At 42.6% G+C, this 21970-nt stretch carries 19 protein-coding genes; 8 read left to right on the top strand and 11 right to left on the bottom strand.

What is annotated here, in order from left to right:
* Position 1: 1 nt before the first annotated feature.
* Genes VIM89_RS12830 through VIM89_RS12820 form a run of 3 tightly spaced genes read right to left on the bottom strand, consistent with a single transcriptional unit; the run spans position 2 to position 2693 of the window.
* Entirely contained in the window at positions 2 to 1060 is a 1059-nt protein-coding gene (locus VIM89_RS12830; RefSeq protein WP_488156557.1) for an ABC transporter permease, read from the bottom strand.
* 5 nt (positions 1061 to 1065) lie between these two features.
* Entirely contained in the window at positions 1066 to 2214 is a 1149-nt protein-coding gene (locus tag VIM89_RS12825; protein WP_488156556.1) for a BT_3928 family protein, read from the bottom strand.
* Positions 2211 to 2693 (bottom strand): DUF1599 domain-containing protein, encoded by a 483-nt coding sequence (locus VIM89_RS12820; RefSeq protein WP_488156555.1) that lies wholly within the window; start codon positions 2691 to 2693, stop codon positions 2211 to 2213. Before VIM89_RS12820 ends, VIM89_RS12825 begins: the two co-directional genes overlap by 4 nt.
* Before the next feature lie 153 nt (positions 2694 to 2846).
* Here VIM89_RS12820 and folP point away from each other — a divergent pair, with 153 nt between their 5' ends.
* Complete coding sequence (gene folP / locus VIM89_RS12815) at positions 2847 to 3704, top strand: dihydropteroate synthase (protein WP_488156554.1); 858 nt, start codon at positions 2847 to 2849, stop codon at positions 3702 to 3704.
* Here folP and VIM89_RS12810 read toward each other — a convergent pair.
* On the bottom strand, positions 3701 to 4102 hold the full coding sequence (locus VIM89_RS12810; protein ID WP_488156553.1) for a hypothetical protein: 402 nt from the start codon (positions 4100 to 4102) through the stop codon (positions 3701 to 3703). The two genes, folP and VIM89_RS12810, sit on opposite strands and share 4 nt — an antisense overlap.
* Before the next feature lie 201 nt (positions 4103 to 4303).
* Here VIM89_RS12810 and VIM89_RS12805 point away from each other — a divergent pair, with 201 nt between their 5' ends.
* Entirely contained in the window at positions 4304 to 4657 is a 354-nt protein-coding gene (locus tag VIM89_RS12805) for a hypothetical protein (protein WP_488156552.1), read from the top strand.
* Positions 4658 to 4693: 36 nt separating this feature from the next.
* On the opposite strand, the gene VIM89_RS12800 is transcribed toward VIM89_RS12805, so the two are convergent.
* Positions 4694 to 5629 carry a hypothetical protein gene (locus VIM89_RS12800; protein WP_488156551.1) on the bottom strand — a complete coding sequence of 312 codons (936 nt, stop codon included), beginning with the start codon at positions 5627 to 5629 and terminating at the stop codon, positions 4694 to 4696.
* Between the two features lie 565 nt (positions 5630 to 6194).
* Between VIM89_RS12800 and VIM89_RS12795 the strand changes: the two genes are divergently transcribed.
* Positions 6195 to 6788, top strand: coding sequence for a tetratricopeptide repeat protein (locus VIM89_RS12795; protein WP_488156550.1), 594 nt, complete (start codon positions 6195 to 6197; stop codon positions 6786 to 6788).
* 37 nt (positions 6789 to 6825) lie between these two features.
* Here the strand turns inward: VIM89_RS12795 and VIM89_RS12790 are convergent, their stop codons facing one another.
* The 3 genes from VIM89_RS12790 to recJ form a co-directional block, all read right to left on the bottom strand.
* On the bottom strand, positions 6826 to 8343 hold the full coding sequence (locus VIM89_RS12790; protein ID WP_488156549.1) for a GH3 auxin-responsive promoter family protein: 1518 nt from the start codon (positions 8341 to 8343) through the stop codon (positions 6826 to 6828).
* 281 nt (positions 8344 to 8624) lie between these two features.
* Positions 8625 to 9362: an LPS export ABC transporter ATP-binding protein gene (gene lptB / locus VIM89_RS12785; protein WP_488156548.1), complete on the bottom strand. Its 738-nt coding sequence runs from the start codon at positions 9360 to 9362 to the stop codon at positions 8625 to 8627.
* Between the two features lie 63 nt (positions 9363 to 9425).
* Entirely contained in the window at positions 9426 to 11138 is a 1713-nt protein-coding gene (gene recJ, locus VIM89_RS12780; protein ID WP_488156547.1) for a single-stranded-DNA-specific exonuclease RecJ, read from the bottom strand.
* A 167-nt stretch (positions 11139 to 11305) separates the two neighbouring features.
* Between recJ and VIM89_RS12775 the strand changes: the two genes are divergently transcribed.
* Positions 11306 to 12079: an MBL fold metallo-hydrolase gene (locus VIM89_RS12775; protein ID WP_488156546.1), complete on the top strand. Its 774-nt coding sequence runs from the start codon at positions 11306 to 11308 to the stop codon at positions 12077 to 12079.
* Between the two features lie 111 nt (positions 12080 to 12190).
* Here the strand turns inward: VIM89_RS12775 and VIM89_RS12770 are convergent, their stop codons facing one another.
* The 3 genes from VIM89_RS12770 to VIM89_RS12760 form a co-directional block, all read right to left on the bottom strand.
* Positions 12191 to 12610, bottom strand: a complete 420-nt coding sequence (locus VIM89_RS12770) for a response regulator (protein ID WP_302899979.1) — start codon at positions 12608 to 12610, stop codon at positions 12191 to 12193.
* A gap of 255 nt (positions 12611 to 12865) precedes the next feature.
* Positions 12866 to 15757 carry an aminomethyl-transferring glycine dehydrogenase gene (gene gcvP / locus VIM89_RS12765; RefSeq protein WP_488156545.1) on the bottom strand — a complete coding sequence of 964 codons (2892 nt, stop codon included), beginning with the start codon at positions 15755 to 15757 and terminating at the stop codon, positions 12866 to 12868.
* Positions 15758 to 15959: 202 nt separating this feature from the next.
* Positions 15960 to 16679, bottom strand: a complete 720-nt coding sequence (locus VIM89_RS12760; protein WP_488156544.1) for a pyridoxine 5'-phosphate synthase — start codon at positions 16677 to 16679, stop codon at positions 15960 to 15962.
* 88 nt (positions 16680 to 16767) lie between these two features.
* On the opposite strand from VIM89_RS12760, the gene VIM89_RS12755 reads away from it, so the two are divergent.
* From VIM89_RS12755 to VIM89_RS12740, 4 genes are all read left to right on the top strand, one after another.
* On the top strand, positions 16768 to 17760 hold the full coding sequence (locus tag VIM89_RS12755; RefSeq protein ID WP_488156543.1) for a polysaccharide deacetylase family protein: 993 nt from the start codon (positions 16768 to 16770) through the stop codon (positions 17758 to 17760).
* 168 nt (positions 17761 to 17928) lie between these two features.
* Positions 17929 to 20547, top strand: coding sequence for a hypothetical protein (locus VIM89_RS12750; protein WP_488156542.1), 2619 nt, complete (start codon positions 17929 to 17931; stop codon positions 20545 to 20547).
* Positions 20548 to 20758: 211 nt separating this feature from the next.
* Complete coding sequence (locus VIM89_RS12745) at positions 20759 to 21151, top strand: hypothetical protein (protein WP_488156541.1); 393 nt, start codon at positions 20759 to 20761, stop codon at positions 21149 to 21151.
* 20 nt (positions 21152 to 21171) lie between these two features.
* Positions 21172 to 21573, top strand: a complete 402-nt coding sequence (locus tag VIM89_RS12740; RefSeq protein WP_488156540.1) for a DUF5655 domain-containing protein — start codon at positions 21172 to 21174, stop codon at positions 21571 to 21573.
* The last annotated feature ends 397 nt before the right edge of the window (positions 21574 to 21970 follow it).

Raw genomic sequence — 21970 nt, 5'->3', positions numbered from 1 at the left:
ATTAACTCAACTTAACCCGCGGATCGATCCACACATACAGCACGTCCACCAGGGTATTGATCACGACAAATATAAAAGCAATAAATAAAATGGAGCCCATCACCACCGGGAAGTCCGACATTTCCAGTGCATCCACAGTCGCCTTACCTAAACCATTATAGCCGAATACATACTCCACAAAAAATGAACCAGCCAATAATGAAGCAAACCAATTGGCAATAGCAGTTATTACAGGGTTAAGCGCATTTTTTAAAGCATGACGATAAATTATGGTGCGCTCACCCAAGCCTTTTGCTCTGGCTGTGCGGATATAGTCTTGACCCAATACATCCAGCATAGCGCTACGGGTCAATTGAACAATAATGGCTAACGGCCGGAGCCCCAAAGTGATCATCGGCAAAATCAGATTTCGCCAGGTAATTATCTCACCTCTGAACGGATCGTAACTATACAAACTACCCGACATATTAAGACCAGTATATTTATTCAGCACAAAACCAAATATCCAGGCAATGATGATCCCTGCAAAAAAGGAAGGCGCTGATATACCTAAAGTAGAAAACGTCAATGCCGCCTTATCAATCCAGGTATTTTGATGTACCGCGCTCAACACTCCTAAAAGCACGCCGATTATGATTGCAAAGATCATAGCTGTTGTGGCTAGTATTAAAGTATTGGGGATCACACCCAATAACAGCGAAGCAACATCTTTCCTGGTTTGATATGAACGACGCAGATAAGGCCATTTGAGCGCAATCGTTTTTTCTTTCGAAATAGGTATCAGCGATACGTAATGATAACGCTGACGCTCTTCCTCGTTCCGGGCATGAACAGCTATAGGTGAAAGGTCATTCAGATAATAAATAAACTGCACCGGAACTGGTTTATCAAGCCCAAATTCTTTGCGAACTGCTTGTAGCGATTGCACATCAGCGCGCTGGCCCTGCGTCATCCGGGCAGGATCAACCGGCAAAATATTGAATAGAAAAAATACCACGACCACGATCCCCAGCATCACTGCTATCCCATAACCCAACTTGCGGAGAATGTAGCCGATCATAGCGTTTACTTCTGAAAATACTGTTTTACCAAATCGTCATATTTTGGCACCGAGTGATAGTGCCATTTGTTTAGGATCACACCGTTCTTCATCAAAATTACTCCGGGATTAGCACGCACCATTGATTTTAAGGGAACTTCATCGGCATAAAATATCTCCATCACCAGGTGATTCTTCTTAGAAAATGCCTCTGCGTCTTTTGCCGAATTAGAGGTCAGCATTACCGCCCGCGTATTAAAGTTATGGATCAGGTTTGCAGCCATTGCGTTTAACTTACCAATCGCCTCAACGTTGGTATGATTCAGGTCGTATGCCACAACAATGAGACTATTAAATGGATTTGATAAGAGCTCATTGGTATAATCATTACCCTGCGCATCCTTGATTGCAAGATCCCGGATAGGCGGTGTATAGCCTTTTTGTATCAATGTACTTTCCCGATCACCAACAATCTCCCAATTCTTATCATTCCAGATATCACTTCTTTTCAAATATTCTTTGTCGGTCATCACTTTGGTTTCACCTGTCTTTTTGTTTTTCAGGTGATAAGTAATTTCGTATACATCCGGTTTTGCCCCTGGCGGGGTTTTCATTTCATCCGGGATATTAGCGCCAACTTTATAAGGCAAAAAGTCGATCACCGGCATAAAATTATAAGTGTATAACCCTATTCCAACAGCAATAATTGCTGAACCGATCAGCAGATTATCGCCTGTTTTTTTATTAAACGCAGCTTCTATTGTCTTGCGGTTGATGAATATGACGATGATCAGCAATAGCAAAACCAGGTCCTTGCTAAACGATTGCCATGGCGTAAGCGGAATAGCATCGCCAAAACAACCGCAAGTTTGCACTACTTTAAAATAGGCCGAATAGAATGTTAGAAAAGCAAAAAAGATAATAAGCAGCAATAATCCCCACGCAACAGATTTTGCTCTAACTCCTATCAGCAAAGCAAATCCGAGTATGATTTCCAGTGAGCATAAAATGATGGACATGCTCAATGTAAAGCTGTCCAGAAAACCGATATGGAAGACCTCGAAGTATTCTTCGAGCTTATAGGAAAATCCGAGCGGGTCGTTGATCTTGATCAGGCCGGAGAAGATGAACAGCAGTCCGACAAATACCCGGCAAAACCAAACCAGCTTTCTCATTTTACACCCAATTTAATCAAGGCAAAAACTGCGTAGTTCAGCATATCCTGGTAATTGGCCACCACACCTTCCGATGCAAGTGTTTGTCCTTTGTTATCTTCAATCTGTTTCACACGAAGCAGCTTCATCAGTATCAGGTCGGTTAATGAGCTGATACGCATATCGCGCCAGGCCTCGCCATAATCGTGATTTTTGGCGAACATCAACTCTTTGGTAGCATTGGACTTTTCATCGAACATAGCGCTCACATGCTCTACAGAAAGTTCAGTCGGCGTATCCGGACCGCAATCCAATTGCATCATAGCAATCAAGCAATAATTGACTATACCAATGTATTCGCTGCTGATATCCTCGTCCACCTTTGATACTTTCTTTTCTTCGAGTGTGCGTATGCGCTGGGCCTTAATAAAAATCTGATCGGTGATGGATTCGATGCGCAGGATGCGCCATGCTGTACCATAATCGCGGGTTTTCTTCATGAAAAGCCCTTTACAAATCTTAATTACCGCGTCGTATTCTGCTGCTGTATTGGCCAAGGTAGATTTTATGATTATAATTGTCTGAATATTATCTATAAGCAAAGGCTACTTAACTCTAACCTTTTCACCGTTTTACTCGTTTTAACCTGAATAATGGCTAAAGATACACTTTTTAAGAAAAAGGTAACCATAAATCCAGGTGGTAAACTGATCGACCTGAGCGTGCCGAAGGTGATGGGTATCATCAATATTACGCCCGATTCTTTCTATGCCGGCAGTCGTAAACCTCTGTTGAATGATGCTCTGCTTCAGGCGAATAAGATGCTGGCTGATGGTGCCGATTTTTTAGATATAGGTTCTTATTCATCGCGGCCCGGCGCCGAGGATATTTCGGAGCAGGAAGAAATTGACCGTTTGTTACCTGTTGTCGAGCTGATCACTGCCAACCATCCAAATGCTTTTATTTCGATAGATACTTTTCGCTCCTATGTTGCCGAAGTTGCTATAAAGGCCGGTGCACATATTATAAATGATATATCGGGCGGACAGCTTGATGAAAACATGTTTGCTACCGTTGCCAAATTGAAAGTACCTTACATTCTGATGCACATGAAAGGCAATCCGCAGAACATGATCCAGCGTGCATCATACAAAGATGTGTTTACTGAAGTATTGGATTATTTTGCATGGCGATATCATCAATTGAAGCAATTAGGTATTCATGATGTCATTATAGATCCCGGCTTTGGCTTCGCAAAAAATGCCGATCACAATTATACTTTAATGAACCGCCTGAATGAGTTCGACGTGTTAGGCTTACCAATCCTTGTCGGTGTATCGCGCAAGCGAATGGTTTATGGCGTAACAGGCGGCACCGCTGATGAGGCGCTAAACGGCACTACAGCATTAAATACTATAGCGCTCACTAAAGGTGCAAATATTCTGCGCGTTCATGATGTGAAGGAAGCTGTGGAAGCTATCCGGATCTACTTGAAAGCAAAAGAAGCTTAATCTGATATTTTCTGAAAATCTGAAGCAACCTGGTCGGTCATAGTAGTACCTATGGTGATTGTTGTACCTTTCATATAAAACGGCTCGCCATAGGTGGTATTGTCAAAGAATATTGCATATTCTGAGATAGTGTTTTCAGTAGGATTATTGTAATGTTTAATATGAAAAACCCCGGTTGAAGCTAATTTATTTGCTTCAAAACGCTTGTAAGTGCTGTCACTATTAAACTGCAAAATGTTACCGTTTCCTGTTTTGTAAACCGAATCAAACCCGGCCAGGCCACCGTAACTACGCCTCAATTCCCATTTACCAAATAAGGTTGGAGATACGGAGCTGCCTTTCTTGCAGCTTAACCCACAAATAACTATGGCTATGATTATTAGTACTGCTGATCTCATAATGCATTTTTCTTTTATTACGTTGATAATCATACCAATATAACAACCTGTCTCCTTTTATTTTTACAACCGTACGGAAGCGAACAGTAAATGTATCAAAATGACTCAAACGTGCATTTAATTACAAGTTTAAACAACTGTAAATTAATTATTTACAATATCGGCACTTCGTTTGATGTGAGATAGTTGAAGCACTCATATATGTCTTACTTCCGTAAAAAACTTGAACGTCGTACCTTCTCACAAGACCGGTACTATACCCTCATTAAACGCCAGAAAGAGGGCAAAGCAACGTTTAATGAACTCACCGAACTGGATGAGATCGTAAATCGTGTACCCGATATCCGCGACCTGGTGATCCGTGAAAATTTTGGAGAAGAAGATAGTGATACAGACACCAACCCAACAAACGGACCAACTAATCAAGACCTGATTTCAACCTCCATTACCCCACACCCCAATCTGCTAACCCGCATCAAAAACTGGTTAAACCGGACATTCGAGGCTGAAATTTCTGTTGATAATAAAGATATGAAAACGGGATTTAGTATTTAAACAGCGCCTTATAGCTATTTGATCTATTGTACCGGATCAGGAGTTTATATAAGCTCCCAGTTTGCTCAAATAAGTATCATCCAGAGTCCCATTATTATCTGACATAAATTTATTTACCTTATCAGTTTCTCCCTGGAGCGCTTCCTTAAGTGCCCTTTTCTTAAGCGTCACTTTTTGCACCTTCTTTGTTTGCACATTAAGTATATAATATTCGGTTTCGTCAGTAAACTCGTCATAATCCTGCCCTTTGTCTCCTGAAGCTGTATGCGCCACACCCGAGCCGACAAACTCTGTTCTGATGAGCTTTAATATTTTATATTTTGAGCCGCCTGCCAAAACCTGTAAGTAATGATTTTTGTCAATCTCTGGTACTTGCTCAAATTCGTACCGCTGGTCCGTTTTATCATATAGAATGAGCGATTTGATCTGGCCCCTGTCCACTTCCCTTACATCCTTTTTGTCCGTGGTCAGCAAAATATACCCGCTCATTTTTTCATAATTGAACAGGCAATTTTGACTGGAAAATTGCTTATCAGACATATCGGTAAAATATCCGTGAACAAAAGTATCAAACAGATACCGGCTGCCAACTAACCTGGGGTTTCGCCTCGCAACAGCTACCTGACCATCTATTGTCATGACCGTAGGCAAGCTGAGGCCGGTAGTTGGTATCGGCAGATTGACAGCAAGTTTTAAATTGATTTGTGGATTCTGGCTCATCGTACCTGCGTCGATTAGCGTATCCCGGTAGCCCTCCGATTGAAAAAGGAGTTTAGAATCGGGATGTACCGCGATTGTAAAGTCGCCTACTGAGTCAGTGAAGGCCACATTGTTATATTTACTGTCACCAACCATTGCAAAATGCAATAGTTTCCCGTTTTCACCCTGGATAGTACCCTTGATTGTATTGCTTTGTGCCGATGCGATATTTATAGTCAGCGCGGAAATAAATAATAGTAAAATTGTCTTCATAAAATTAAAATACCTGATAAGGCTCAGCTTATAACGAATTAATTAGTTGCGAAATACAAGAAAAGAATTTTTGCCGAAATTGGAAAGTAGAAAATTTGTTACAAATCGTTTTTTTTACAATTTGGGGATATTTTGCGGTGCATTTTCTGGAAACTGGCTTCGATTTACAGCGTAACGCCCGTTCAAGCGTGGACGCTTGAATGATTTGGTTTTGAGCGTCTGCGCTCAAGAAAAAAAGTATTACGAGATTCCGGCTATTAATTCAATATCAGACTTGAGCGGGACGCTCAAAATCTTACGTGTTCAAGCGCGGACGCTTGAACAGGCGACGGGCGTCTCGCTCAAGAAAAAATGCAGTTGCAAAATTTCTCACTATTAATTCAACATCAGACGAGAGCGGGACGCTCAAATCTGATGTGTTCAAGCGTGGACGCTTGAACAGGCGGAGGTTAGCCAATTTATGTTTAACTTTATAATTATCGTTATCACGTTGAAAAAGCCAATACTAGCCATATTACTCTTACTAAGTCTAAGCAGCTGTGGTTATAAATCTCCCCAGCAATACATGAAAGAAGCCTGGGATTTGGAAGATAAACAAAAATACAAGGAAGCAATCACGGTGCTTAACGAAACGATTGATTCATACCCGAAATTAATTGATGCCTATTTAAGTCGTGGCGCTGATAAATCAGCTCTTAACAACTATAATGGAGCAATTTCTGACTACATTCAAGCACTTAAACTCAATCCAAAAAACACATTAGCATTATTCAATATCGGCAACAATTACAAGCGTTTAAACAATAATTTAAAAGCTATTTCATATTATAATCAAGCCTTTGCCACAAAAGGCAGTGACCAAATCTATTCAGATATGAAGCCCAATAGTTTTGTTGAATCATCAAACTTCGATGTTGAGGGAAAAGCTATTTTTTACGAAAGAGGATTGGCATATTACAAAATTGATAGCTTAAGAAAAGCATTTAGTGATTTTCGGAATTGTATCATTTCCAATTACCAGGTTAAGGAGAGTTATTATTTCTTGGGAATTATTCATAAAGCTTACAAGTCGAAGAAAAAGGCATGCGAATGCTTTTTAAAATCAGCACAGCTGGGGGATAAAGACTCTAATATTGAATTAAAGAATTATTGTAAGTAATGCAAAAACAGCAATGATCTAATTTGCAATTCGACCTCTACACCAATTCCATCATCAGCAATATCGAATCAATATATTCCCTGTCATTAGCTAAACGAGGCACTTTATGCTGCCCTCCTAATTTACCTTTTTCTTTCATCCAGTTGAAGAAAGTACCCTGCTGTGCGCGATGAACTATCGGGCGACGAAGGGCCATATCTTTAAAGCGTTTAGCATCATAATCGGAGTTGATCTTGCGAAGTGTTTCATCCAGCAAATCAACAAAACGGTCAAATTCAGGCGGACTTTTTTCAAACTCGACTATCCATTCATGCGCGCCATTTTTGTCGCCATTGAAATAGACAGGAGCAGCGGTGTAATCCCTGATAATCGCACCGGTTTGTGTGCAGGCCTCTTCCAAAGCGCGCTCGGCGTTATCGATAATTAACTCCTCGCCAAAGGCATTAATGAAATGTTTTGTGCGACCGGTGATCTGTATCCTGAAAGGTGCAAGCGAGGTAAACCGGATTGTATCCCCTATCATATACCGCCACAAACCAGCGTTAGTGCTGATAATTAGCGCATAGTTTTTATTTAGTTCGACTTCATCCAAAGTCAATGTCTTAGGGTTCTCATCATGCAGGTGCTCAAGTGGCAAAAATTCGTAGAAAATGCCATAGTCGAGCATCAGCAGCAAATCGCCATGTTCTTCCTGATCCTGTATACCGAAAAAGCCTTCCGAGGCATTATAGGTTTCCAGGTAATGCATATCCTCATTGGGGATCAGTTGCCTGAATTGTTCGCGGTATGGAGTAAAGCTAACCGCACCGTGATAATACAGCTCCAGGTTTGGCCATACTTCAAGCAAGTTATTTTTCCCGGTGATCTTCAGTATACGTTTGAATAATAATAAATTCCAGGTGGGTACACCGCTGATGCTGGTTACATTTACATCTTTAGTGGCGTGGGCCATCTTTTCAATCTTCTCCTCAAAATTTTCAAGGAGGGCAATATCAATATGTGGAGTTCGTAAAAACTCGGCCCACATAGGCAGGTTCTTCATCAAAACGGCCGAGAGATCGCCAAAAAAGGTATCGGCATTCAACTGGCTCACCTGGTGGCTGCCGCCTAAGGTCAACGTTTTGCCTGTAAATACACGGGCATTAGGGCGGTTATTCAGATAAAGGGTAAGCATATCCTTACCGCCCTTAAAGTGGCATTCTTCCAATGATTCTTCGCTAACCGGAATGAATTTACTGCGATCACTTGTTGTTCCGGATGACTTGGCGAACCACCTGATGCTGGACGGCCACAGTACATTTTGTTCGCCTTTCAGCATCCGCTCAATATAAGGCTTCAGCGTATCGTAATTCTGTATAGGAACCCGCTCCTTAAATTGACTAAGGTTCTCAATACTTTTATAATGAAATTTCCGTCCCCATTCGGTATTCTCGGCCCCGGAAACCAACTGCTCAAACCACTCCTCCTGCACCTCGTTGGGATACTTCATAAAAAGCTCTATCTGGTGGATACGCTTTTTAATGAACCATGTAAACACTGAGTTTATAAGCGTCATAGAAGGGTTGGATAATTGGTCATTGGTTTAATGTTACTAAGCAAATCGCATAGTTGACTCACCCGGTCATTGCTTCGCTCGACCACCCTCTCTACCGCAAGCGGTAAAGAGGGGATTTTTTATTTTTTTTCTTCTTCACCCTCTTTATGGCTTGCCATAGAGAGGGTCGAACAGCATAACGTATTCGAGGTGAGTCCACACGGAGCACTAATTTAAACGAAACTCTTTAATTTAACCAACTCAGCCACATGAAAACTATAGCTAATTACGTTGTGGGTGTTTTATACAAATGTCTTTCTTTTCAATACGAAGTTAGCTCCCAGGTAAACTTTTCTCACCATTTCGTTCTCAGCAAGTACTTCAGGCACACCTGATTCCAGTATTTTTCCTTCAAAAAGCAGGTAGGCCCGGTCGGTTATCGAAAGGGTTTCCTGTACATTGTGGTCGGTTATCAATATGCCGATATTACGATGTTTAAGTTTGGCTACCATTGCCTGAATTTCCTCTACGGCAATCGGGTCTACACCAGCAAAGGGTTCATCCAATAGAATAAAATTAGGTTCAGCTGCCAGCGCACGGGCGATTTCGGTACGCCTACGTTCACCACCGGATAACAAATCACCACGGTTTTTGCGGACTTTATGCAGACTGAATTCGTCTATCAGCTCTTCCAGTTTATGATGCTGCTGTTCTTTGGTCATTTTACCCATTTCCAGCACAGCTTTGATATTATCCTCAACGGATAGCTTACGAAAAACAGATGCTTCCTGCGCCAGGTAACCTATCCCCTTTTGTGCGCGGCGATACATCGGGTCGCCGGTAATGTCTTCATCTTCCAGGAATATCCTGCCTTCATTTGGTTTGATCAAACCCACAATCATGTAAAAGGATGTCGTTTTACCGGCACCATTCGGACCTAATAAGCCTACAATCTCGCCCTGCGAAACATTAAATGAAACATGATTTACAACGGAACGCTGCTTATATTTTTTTACGAGGTCTTCTGCTCTTAAAATCATTTCCTTATTTAAATTCTAAATACTAAACTCTAAATTCTAATCTTATTTTTTAGAGTTTAGAAATTAGATATTAGAGTTTTCCAATCGAACTCCCTTTACATTCAACTGTATCGAGCGCCTGTCGCGCCATACATTTTCTTCAATATGGTAACAAATATCAAAAGGCTTACCGCTTTTTATTTCGTCAAGGAAACTGCCCTGCCCGAATGCTATACAATCAAACCCCGGTGAACCTTCCTGTATTACCGACATTTTCAGGTGATTTTCGCCCACCAATCCGGCATAACCGCTAACATACACATTCCTGCTCAAAAATACCGGCGACATATTCTCCGGGCCGAATGGCGCAAACTGGTTCAGTATCCTGAAAAACTTTGGGTCGATCTGTTTCAATTCCAGTTCCGCATCAATTTTTATTTCCTGAACCAATTGCTCATCAGTAATGGTAGCGCAAACCACTTCTTCAAAACGCGCTGCAAAAGCTTCGACATTTTCCGGATGTAATGTTAAACCCGCAGCATATTTATGCCCGCCAAACTGGATAAGCAGATCTTTACATTCGCACAAGGCCTCATAAAGATCGTAACCAAATACCGACCTTGCCGACCCAGCTACATGCCCGTTCGACCGAGTTAGAACGATGGTTGGACGATAATATTTTTCTGTAAGCCGCGATGCCACTATTCCTATTACACCCTTATGCCATTTTTCATTAAATACCACAGTCGATTTTCTGCCGATTAGCACTGCGTCATTTGCGATCATGCTGAGCGCTTCATCGGTGATAGACAGGTCATGTTCCTTTCTTTCAGCATTTTTGCCATTGATGAGCATTCCTTTTTCCAAAGCTGCATTTTCATCGCAGGCGATCAGCAACTCAACAGCATGTTTGGCATCGTCAATACGGCCGGCAGCATTAATCCGAGGGCCGAGTGCGAAAACCACATCAGATATAGCATAATTGCCAGTGCGCCCAGCTACCTGCATCAAAGTCTTTACACCTATGCAGGGTTCAGTGTTCAATTTTTGCAAACCGAAATAAGCCAGTACCCGGTTCTCCCCGGTAATGTGCACAATATCGCAAGCTACACTAATGGCTACCAAATCAAGATAACAGGTTACTTCTTCAAAAGGAATATCATTTTTTTCAGAGTAAGCTTGTATTAACTTAAAGCCAATGCCGCATCCTGATAATTCTTTATAAGGATATTCACAGTCTGTTCGTTTTGGGTCGAGCACCGCAATTGCCTCAGGCAATTCTTTTCCCGGCAAGTGGTGATCACAAATCACAAAATCTACGCCTTTGGTATTCGCATAAGCAATTTTATCGACGGATTTGATACCGCAATCCAGTGCGATGATCAGGCTGAATCCATTGTCAGAAGCATAATCAATTCCCTGCGTGGATATGCCGTAGCCCTCCAGGTAACGGTCGGGGATATAGTATTCGATCTTATTGTAAAACTTTGAGAAGAAACTGTAAACCAAGGATACTGCCGTTGTTCCATCTACATCGTAATCACCATAGATCAGTATCTTTTCTCCTTTAGATATGGCTGCCTCAATCCTTTCTATGGCTTTCTCCATATCAGCCATCAGGAAGGGATCGTGCAGGTGTCTCAGGTCAGGGCGGAAGAAATAGCGGGCATCCTCATAGTTCTTTATGCCCCTGTGGATCAGCAAAGTACTCAGAACGGTATCGATGCCCAGCTCATTGGCCAATTTTATGACATCTGCATTATCAGGCTTTTCTCGTACCGCCCATCGTTTATCCATATCTTTGCACTTTAAACAGTAAAGATATGGAAATGTGCAGATATTGAGGATGTGCAGATGTGCAAATGAGAAAATGTGCAGATTATTTTTAGCATCATATTTTTTTCATTTGCACATCTGCATATTCGCACATCCGCACATTAATCTACATCTGCACATCAAAACATATGGAGATTTTTGCATTAAGTGAAGGGTCTTATTCTGTCGATTCTTCTAAAAAATTCATACCCTTCGATCCGCAAACCGATAATACTAAAGATCGTCCGGGTTCTTTGTTTATCCACGTTAATCCGTTCCTGGTAGAGACCTCTGATGATCTGATCCTGTTTGATGCCGGGCTGGGTTTTAAGGATACACGCGATGAATTGCTGATCCATCAAAATATCCGGAACAATGGCTTTGATCCGGATGATGTAACGCTTGTTTTGATGTCGCACTTGCACTATGATCATTCCGGAGGCTTAGTGGTTGAGCGAAATGGCAAATTAGAACCAAGCTTTCCACATGCTACGCACGTTATCCAAAAGGGAGAATGGGATTTTGCTTTAAGCGGGAAAGGATCATCCTATCACAAAGAAATATTTGAAGCGCTGAAGGACTCTGTAAAAATTCAATTTTTGGAAGGATCAGGGGAGTTGAAACCGGGCATTCAGTATGAATTGTCTGGCGGTCATTGCCCTTTTCATCAGGTATTCTGGATAAATGATAAAGGCGAAAAATGTTTTTATGGCGGAGACGAACTGCCTGAGCCTGAACAACTATTGAGAAAATTTATAGCCAAATATGATTACGACGGTCGTAAAGCCATGCAATTGCGCGAGGAATATGGGAAAAAGGCAGCGGAAGAAAATTATACTTGCTTATTCTATCACGCTAAATCAACCACCGCAGGCAAAGTAGGTTTTGAAGATGACCATTTTGTAGTCACCAGGGTGTTGTAAAGTTGGAATGTTGTAAAGTTGAAATGTTTTTTGATAGGTGTTTAAACGGATAGTTTGTAAAAATAAAAAAGTTAACCTTCCAACTTTTAAACTTTACAACCTTTCAACGGCTTAGACGTGGTTAGCTACTTCAAAAAGCTCTTTTATCTTCTCTACATTTAATGGTTTCGAGATAAAGTCTTTCACAACCGGGTATGAGCGCGCTTTATTGATATCGTTGCTAAATACAGACGATGAGATAATATACACTTTGCATTTACCTAACGGATCGATATTTAAGCGCGTGTACTCATCCAAAAACTCCCATCCATTCATGATAGGCATATTAATATCCAACAAAATATAATCTGGTAATTTAGAAGGATCGTTTCTCTGGATATCCAGCAAAAGATCAATTGCATATTTACCATGCAGGCAGGCCATAATATCGGTGTTCAACAAGGCCTTCTTAATCAATTTGATCGAGATGAAATTGTTGATTTCATCATCATCAACCAGCAAAATGCTTACAGAACCGTTAGTATTAATCATATGTAACTTTATACGGGGGCAAAATCTAAAAGGTTATGTAAGTATTAAATTCCTCAAAAAAAATTCGCACCAATCAATTTATTCTACAAGTTAAGTAAAAATATAACCATCAGGCAAGTATAGAGTTAAAGTTTTCTGCCAGTGTTAATTCAATATTAATAAAATTTTAACTAACATGGCCTCATTGAGCTATATAAAAAATGTGCAGATGAGCTAAAATCATCTGCACATCTGCATATTTTCTCATCTGCACATTTACTCAATCACACTTTCCTCAAACTCATAATCTTCCAATGGAGGACATGAACAGATCAGCGTTCTATCACCATAAGTATCATTCACACGACCAACTGAAGGCCAGAATTTATAAGCAGCCACATACGGCAGCGGAAAAGCAGCTTTTTGACGTGCATACGGATGTTCCCATTCGTTACCGGTAACAACCGCTGCAGTATGAGGTGCATTCTTCAATGGGTTGTTCACTTTGTCGAACAGACCTTTCTCAATATCATCAATTTCGTGACGGATAGCGATCATTGCATCGCAGAAACGATCCAGTTCGTGCTTTGGTTCAGATTCGGTAGGCTCAACCATCACCGTACCCGCAACAGGGAATGAAACAGTTGGCGCGTGGAAACCATAATCCATTAAACGTTTAGCTATGTCGATTACCTCGATGCCTGCTCCTTTAAATGAGCGGCAATCCAGTATCATTTCGTGAGCGCAACGGCCATTAGCTCCTGTATATAATACCGGGTAATGCTGTTTTAAGCGGCTCTTGATATAATTTGCATTCAAAATCGCATAACGGGTTGCATCTGTCAAACCATCAGTACCCATCATCGCGATGTATGCATGAGAGATGATCAGGATAGATGCCGAACCCCATGGCGCAGCTGAGACAGCGTGTATAGATTTTCCACGATCGATATCAACCACAGCATGACCCGGCAGATAAGGCACCAGGTGCTTAGCCACACCAATAGGCCCCATACCCGGTCCGCCGCCGCCATGCGGAATACAGAAGGTTTTGTGAAGATTTAAGTGACATACGTCAGCACCAATATTGGCAGGGCTGGTTAAACCAACCTGTGCATTCATATTAGCGCCATCCATATAAACCTGGCCTCCATTTTGGTGAATGATCTCGCACACTTCAATGATAGCTTCCTCGAACACACCGTGTGTTGATGGATAAGTTACCATCAGGCAGGATAGATCATCTTTATGTTCTTCGGCTTTTGCACGCAGATCATTTACGTCGATGTTTCCGTTCTCATCGCATTTTACTACTACGATCTTCATTCCGGCCATAGCTGCAGAAGCAGGGTTGGTACCGTGAGCCGATGAAGGGATCAAAGCAATATTGCGGTGACCTTCGCCCCTGTCATGATGATAAGCCCGGATCACCATTAAACCGGCGTATTCACCTTGTGCGCCTGCATTTGGTTGCAAGCTCATCGCAGCAAAACCGGTGATCTCTGATAACCAGTTGTTCAATTCATCAAACAACTGCATATAACCACCAACCTGGTCGGCAGGTGCAAACGGGTGCATCTTGCTGAATTCAGGCCAGGTAACCGGAACCATCTCGGTGGTCGCATTCAGTTTCATTGTACATGAACCCAACGCGATCATGGAGTGGCACAAAGAAAGATCTTTGGTTTCCAGTGATTTGATATAACGCAGCATCTCATGTTCTGAGTGATGCGAATTGAAGATGGCATGAGTCAGATACTCTGACTTACGTTGTAAAGCAGATGGGATAACGGTTTCCAAAATAGCTTTCAGATCATCAAAATTCACATCGCTCAGGGTTTTGCCTTTTACTTTGGCAAAAAAGCGAACCATAGTTTTGATGTCTTCCGGCGATGTTGTTTCGTCGATCGAAATGGTAACGATTGAACCTTCATAATTAAAATTCATTTCGTTGTTCAGCGCCTCAGCATGAAGCGGACCAACCAGTTCGCCTAAATCAAATTTTAAGGTATCGAAATAGGATTCGTTCAGCTGTTTGTAGCCTAACTGTTCTAGTGACTGGGCTAATAATATTGATAAGCCATGTATACGCTCAGCAATCAGTTTAATTCCCTGCGGACCATGATATACAGCATAGCATCCTGCCATGATAGCCAGTAAAGCCTGCGCGGTACAGATGTTTGAAGTAGCTTTATCACGGCGGATATGCTGCTCGCGGGTTTGCAGTGCCATACGCAATGCATAGTTGCCGGCACTATCGATGGTTACCCCAATGATACGGCCCGGGATCGAGCGTTTGTATTCTTCTTTAGTTGCAAAGAAGGCCGCATGCGGGCCACCGAAGCCCATTGGCACACCAAAACGCTGGCTTGAACCAACTACCACATCAGCGCCCCATTCTCCCGGAGGAGTTAATAACGCTAAGCTCATAATATCGGCAACTACTGTCAGTTTTATGCCTTTTTCATGTGCCTTTGCAGCGAAGTCAGAGTAATCATATACCGCACCGTGGCCGGCAGGATATTGTACAATGGCTCCGAATATATTTTCGTTAAGTTCAACCTCGCGGTGATCGCCGATCTGGATCTGGATACCATAAGGTTCAGAACGTGTTTTTAAAATATCGATAGTTTGCGGGTACACCTCGTCAGACACGAAGAATATCTTTGCATCCTGGTTTTTGCGCAGGCTGTATTGCATAAACATTGCTTCAGCCGCAGCGGTGCCTTCGTCCAATAGCGATGCGTTGGCAATTTCCATTCCTGTCAGGTCGATCACCATGGTTTGGAAATTCAATAAAGCTTGTAAACGCCCCTGTGCAATTTCGGCCTGGTACGGGGTATACTGGGTATACCATCCCGGGTTCTCCAAAATGTTGCGCTGTATTACGCCCGGCACGATCACATCATAGTATCCCTGGCCTATGTACGACTTGAATACCTTGTTTTTTGATGCGGTTTGGCGCAGGGTGTTCAGGTAATCGAACTCACTTTTTGCCGGTGGCAGGTTGAGCGGTTTTTTTAGCCTGATGTTGGATGGAATTGTTTGTGCGATTAATTCATCAAGTGAACCTGCACCAATCGTTTTTAGCATTTGAGCCGTATCAGCGGCGTTCGGAGCAATGTGTCTGTATTGAAACTTCTCCTGATAATCTGTGTTCAACCCCATGAAATTTGATGTCCAGTTAATTTTGCTGCAAAGGTACAATTTTAGAAATTGAGTAACAATCGGATAACCTTATAGTGACAGTGATTTTACAGACTATCTGAACCGGAATTTATCGAATTAAGGAATTAGCAGAATACAATATCCCGCTCAAAAAATTCCAAAAATTCTTAAATTCTGTAAATTCCGGTTCAGACAAAATACTCTAAACAGCCAGTTGCCTCAAATACATTTGTATCGTATTCTCCAGCCCATAATAAAGCGCGTCAGATATCAATGCGTGGCCTATACTTACCTCATCCAAATGAGAGATATTTTGTGCAAAATATTTCAGATTATGTAAATCCAAATCGTGGCCGCCATTAATCCCTAAACCAGCGTTGTGTGCAACCTCGGCAGCTTTTACATAAGGCGCAATGGCTTGTTCCTTATTTTGATGATATTGATGGGCGTATGCTTCAGTGTATAGCTCAATGCGATCGGTACCTGTTGTTGCAGCGGCTTCCACCATTTCAACAACCGGATCAACAAATATGGAAACACGGATACCGGCATCTTTAAATACTTTGATCATCCCTTTCAGATACTCCTGGTTGGTGATGGTGTCCCAACCGTGGTTAGAAGTGATCTGCCCCAAAGCATCAGGTACTAAAGTTACCTGCTCAGGTTTATTGGCTAACACCAGGTCAATAAATTTTTGTTCCTGGCAATTGCCTTCGATATTGAATTCGGTAGTTACTATCTTCTTCAGTTCAAAAACATCATTATAACGGATATGCCGCTCATCGGGTCTCGGGTGAACGGTGATACCCTGCGCTCCAAAACGTTCGCAATCTTTTGCAACTTGTACCAGGTCGGGATTATTGCCGCCGCGTGAGTTACGCAGTGTGGCAATTTTGTTGATATTGACAGATAGACGGGTCATTTAATCCAATATTTTTACAGCACAAATATCCTTATTACTTAACTAATAGCTGAAACAATTTTAGGATTCGTTTATTTGTGACTTTAATATGAAACCCCTGATCAGATTATCACTCTTATTATTCGTCTTATTTGTTTCGGCATTAGCTAATGCGCAGCAAAACTTCCTGGATATTACCAAATATGAAGTGTATTACGGTTGGGCGCATAATTACCCGCAAGACTGGATCGTACTGCGCAGGTTTCAAAATCGCGACAAAGAATACTACCTGCTGGTAAACCCGCAAACGCTGCAAACCAAGGTAAACGAAAGCAGCTTTTACCAGGTAAAGCCCATGACCCTGGCTCAAACACGAATAGTGTTTAAAAATACGCCTTACGAAAAAGCCATCAGCAAAGCTGAAAAACAATCGGTAAATATGCAGGATGCGGGTATTGAACGTGGAATGCCAACCGAAACAGGCATTAGCCTTACCGCCGATCTTTGTCCTTCACACAAGCCACTTGATCGCAGGATATTTACCGCCATGTTCAACGAATTTAAAAAGGTGGAAAAGCCTGCGCCGATAGCTTTATCCGTAAGTGGCTTGTGGATGCTGAACCACAAGGAAGACCTGGAGTGGTTAAAGCAATTACGCAACGAAGGCGAAATCCGTATTACCTGGGTAAATCATTCGTACAATCATCGCGTAAGCAAAACTGCTCCGCTTAAAGAGAATTTTCTATTAGAACCTGGCACCGATATCAACTACGAAGTATTAGCAACAGAGCAATTGATGCTGAAGAATGGGTTAGTACCGTCAGCATTTTTCCGCTTTCCAGGATTGGTTTCTGACCAGCAATTGGTATATAAAATCACTGATTTTGGATTGATCCCAATTGGCTCCGATGCCTGGCTGGCAAAAGGACAGCAGCCTAATGCAGGCAGCATCGTACTGATACATGGCAATGGTAACGAGCCTGTCGGTGTAGCTGATTTTATCAAGCTGCTGCAGTCAAAAACCAAACAGATCGCCAGGAAGCAATGGTTGTTGTATGATCTGAGCGAAAGCGTGGATGATGCGGCAGAAAGTTCTGAATGAAACAGCTAGAAATTCAATATCAGCTACACTGTCAACTAGTTTATTACGTTAAACTAACGTATAAAAACAAAAACTCCTATCTTTAGGCATTGAAATTTATACCTAATTGATATTCTGTTTGATGGGACCGCTGTTTCAAACCTTATCAAACTAACTATCTGAGTAATAATGAATAGAGTAAAAGGCGCACTTCTGTTTCTGCTGCTTTGGTCGTTCCATAGCTATGCCCAACAAAAAAGGGCCGGCTGTATCTTGGGGAACTGCCAGGTGGGCATCGGGGCTATTGTTTTCCCCGACGGACGGAAATATGGCGGTGCATTTCAGAACGGTAAGATGAACGGCCAAGGAACTATGACCTGGCCGGATAAAAGAAAATATGTAGGTGGATGGAAAGATGACCGCTACTCGGGTGACGGTACTTTTACCTGGCCCGATGGACACTACTACCAGGGTGAGTGGAAATATGGTGTAAAGGACGGACAGGGAACTGAGTTTTGGTCACAGAAGAAATACTACGTAGGCAGCTTTAAATTAGGAAAGAGATCGGGTCAGGGCACTATGAATTTTCCTGATGGCAGAAGGTATGTAGGCGAATGGGCAAATGATACACAAACCGGGCAGGGCCTGGAAACATGGCCTGGCGGTGAAAAATATGTTGGCGGATGGAAAGATGACCTGCGCGACGGGCAGGGCGCCAATGACTATGCCAATGGCAACCGTTACGACGGACAATGGGAGGCCAATCAAAAGAAAGGAAGCGGAACTTTTACCTGGACCGACGGCAAGAAATATGTAGGCGAGTGGGATAAGGACATGAAGAACGGCAACGGTGTGCAGACCTGGAAAAACGGCGAAAAATATGTCGGCGACTGGGTGGACAACCAGCGCGAAGGCCGGGGCACACAAGACTATGCCGATGGCAGCCGTTATGATGGTCAATGGAAAGATGATAAGCAAACCGGGCAGGGTGTAGCAACTTATGCCGATGGCAGCAAGTACGAGGGCGAGTGGAAAGACAACAAGAAGAACGGTACCGGGACCATGACTTTTGCCAACGGCACCAAGCATAGCGGCCTCTGGAAAGATGATGTGTTTGATGAATCAAAAGCGGCTTTGCAGGCAGCAACGCGTACCGAAACTCCAATCAAACCTTCTTCTTCATCTGGAGCTGATCTGCATGTGACCGGCTTAACCTTTAATGACAGTATCGGCAATAAAAACAAAGTGCTGGATGCTAACGAAAGAGCCGAGATCAGGTTTACATTAGCCAATACAGGTAAAGCCAATGCAAGCAACCTAATTATCGAGATACAAGATCTTAATTATACTAAGGGTATCACTTATACCCCACGACAAACTTATCCATCCCTGGCTGCTGGCGGTGAAAGAGTTATCGAAATACCGCTGACCAGTAAGGTAGACCTGCCAACAGGCGAAGCAAATTTCAGGATACAGATTCACGAAGGCAGCGGCTATGATGCAGGGCCTTTTTACCTGGCTTTCAGAACACGGGAGTTTATTAAACCCCGGACTATAGCCGGTGATGATAAAACAGGTTGTATCCTGGGCGATTGCAGTGACGGCAAAGGCTCGATGGTGTTTGATGACGGCAGAAAATATACCGGTGGCTGGAGAAACGGGCAAATGGACGGTAAGGGTACCATGATATGGCCCGATGGCCGGAAATATGACGGCGAATGGAGAAACGGCCTTCAGAATGGTGACGGTATGGAAATAGGCGGCGATGAAAGCCGGTACCAGGGCGAGTGGAAGGACGGCGCTAAATCAGGGCGCGGGACCTACATCTCGGCTATTGGTCGTAAATATGTTGGCGACTGGAAAAATGATAAACAGGAAGGCGACGGTCTAATGACCTGGCCATCCGGACAAAAATTCCTGGGTAAGTTTAAGGACGGCATGCGCAACGGCCATGGACAAATGATATGGCCATCCGGCGAAAAATATGATGGCGAATGGAAAGATGATAAACAGGATGGCCAGGGCATATTTTACTACAGCAATAAACAGGTTTACAATGGTGAATGGGAAAACAACCAGGTAAACGGCATTGGCACCATGACCTACCCTAACGGAAAAAGAAGCTCGGGTGAATGGCGTGACGGGGTACTGGTAAGAGAAGGTGCTACTACTAAGGAAAAGGATGCAGCTGTTACTAAAGAGAAAGAAAAAAATCAACCTAAAGAGAAAGAAAAGCCATCTGTCGTTGTTGCGACACCAGTACAGGAAAAGCCGGCTCCGGTTGTTGTAAACACTCCACCTAAAGAAAAACCGGCCAGCGGCGCTAATAATGCCAATACCACGGCAAGCAACCATACTTCAACCAAAAAGCATAATACGCCGGTTAGCGAACCTAAGCAGGAGGAAGTTCAGGATGTTCCAAAGCCGAAGTCTCCGGCTGTACTGGAGATCGTTAATGCGCAATTTATGGACAATGGCGGAAATAGGGATAACATACTCAACATTAATGAGAGCGGCGAGATCAGGTTTACCTTGTCCAATGAGGGACAGGGTGATGCCTATAACATGGTGGTACTTGTAAAGGATGTAAACGACATTAAAGGGGTGGAATATAGCCCTAAGTTTACTATCGCCCACCTGCCGGCAGGTGGACAAACAGTTGTTAAAATTCCGGTTAAAGCCAGTGCAGATATGGATACCGGCGCCACCAATTTCAATATCAAAATATCTGAAGCTAATGGCTCTGATGCGGATCCTTTTTATGTTAATTTTAGGACGATAGGTAAAAATCCGCCTCAGGATAACTGATGCACCTAAAATCTAAAAGAATAATAACATAAGAGCGCTGTCATCCTGAGCCGGTCGAAGGATATGTGGGCAGGCCTTTACGCACTCCCTTCGACAGGCTCAGGATGACACCCGACACAAAATATCTTTGGCTGAATAACATTTTTTATTATTAAATCGCCTCTTAACAAGATTTAACACATAGCTGTATTTTAATTACTTAGCTTTAGGTATGAAACGCAGTATCCTTACTACATTAACACTGGCACTGTTTTCTTTTGGTGTTCAGGCTCAAACTATTATTCCCGCAAAAGACGCTTTAAAACATGTGGGCGAAAAAGTAACCATATGCGATGAAGTATATGATGAAGATTTGAAAACATTTGTGATCGTTTTGTTTCTTGGCGGCGATCGTCCCAACCAATTACTAACTGTTGCCTGTCGAGCTACCGGGAAAAACAAATCCAAACATTTTAATGCCCCCTATAAAGGGAAAAAGATTAGCGTGACGGGAGTTATTACGAAAGGCCATGATGGTAAACCTGTCATCAATGTCTCCGATCCGGCGCAGATCAAACCCTTTATGGAAGATAGCATGCCACAACAGGCACCTTCTTTACATTAAGATTAACGATCTTTGCTTGCATGAGCTGGATCTGTCCAAAATGCGAGCGCGAGTTAAAGGGCCCTAACCAAATGCATTATTGCATTAAGGTTAGCCTGGATGATCTGTTAAAAGGCCAGAGTGATGAGTTGGTTCTGGCTGTTGATAAACTGCTCGCCGAAATTGCAGATTGGGACGGGGTTACTATTAGCTGCTCGAAAAACTACATCGTATTCGTTCATAATAAAACTTTCTTTCTGATAAAACCGATGAAAGGTCTGTTAGACCTTAAATTCTATTCAGCCAAATTACCGGAAGATTCCATCGTTACAAAAAGCACACTTTACTCAAAGAAGTATGAAAATCATATCCGGCTGACATCTTTGGATAAGCTTACACCTCGGGTGTTTGCTCTTATAAAACAATCATACGATCTGTTATAATCGCAATTTTCAATCAGTGCTTAATATCGCATTACGATAGTATCGCGTACAAACCATGTACCCACATCTTTTCGACAGGCTTGTTTTCTGTGACCCGTAGGGTTTACCGCTTTGTAGCCAGTGCAGAAAAATTAGTTTTTTGCCCCGTTAGGGGTTACCCTTTACCGCCTTCCTGTATGCAATATGCATAGATGGTTAGCCGCTATGCGGCACAAATCATATTCATTATTCTTTTCTACAAAGCGGTAGGCCCTACGGGCAATGTCATTAAGTTAAGGATTAGTATGCTGGTTTAAAGTTTGAATAGGTTCGGAATTTACTTTTTGAGTGTTTATTTTTTATTGTTCTCTCAAAGGCCCGGCCTTTTCTTATGGGTAACGTGTTCTTAATGAAGAGG

Origin of the sequence: Mucilaginibacter sp. (assembly GCF_036568825.1) — a bacterium.
Classification (GTDB): domain Bacteria; phylum Bacteroidota; class Bacteroidia; order Sphingobacteriales; family Sphingobacteriaceae; genus Mucilaginibacter.
The sequence above is the reverse complement of the archived record's forward strand: the minus strand, read 5'-3'. Positions and strand labels throughout refer to the sequence as shown.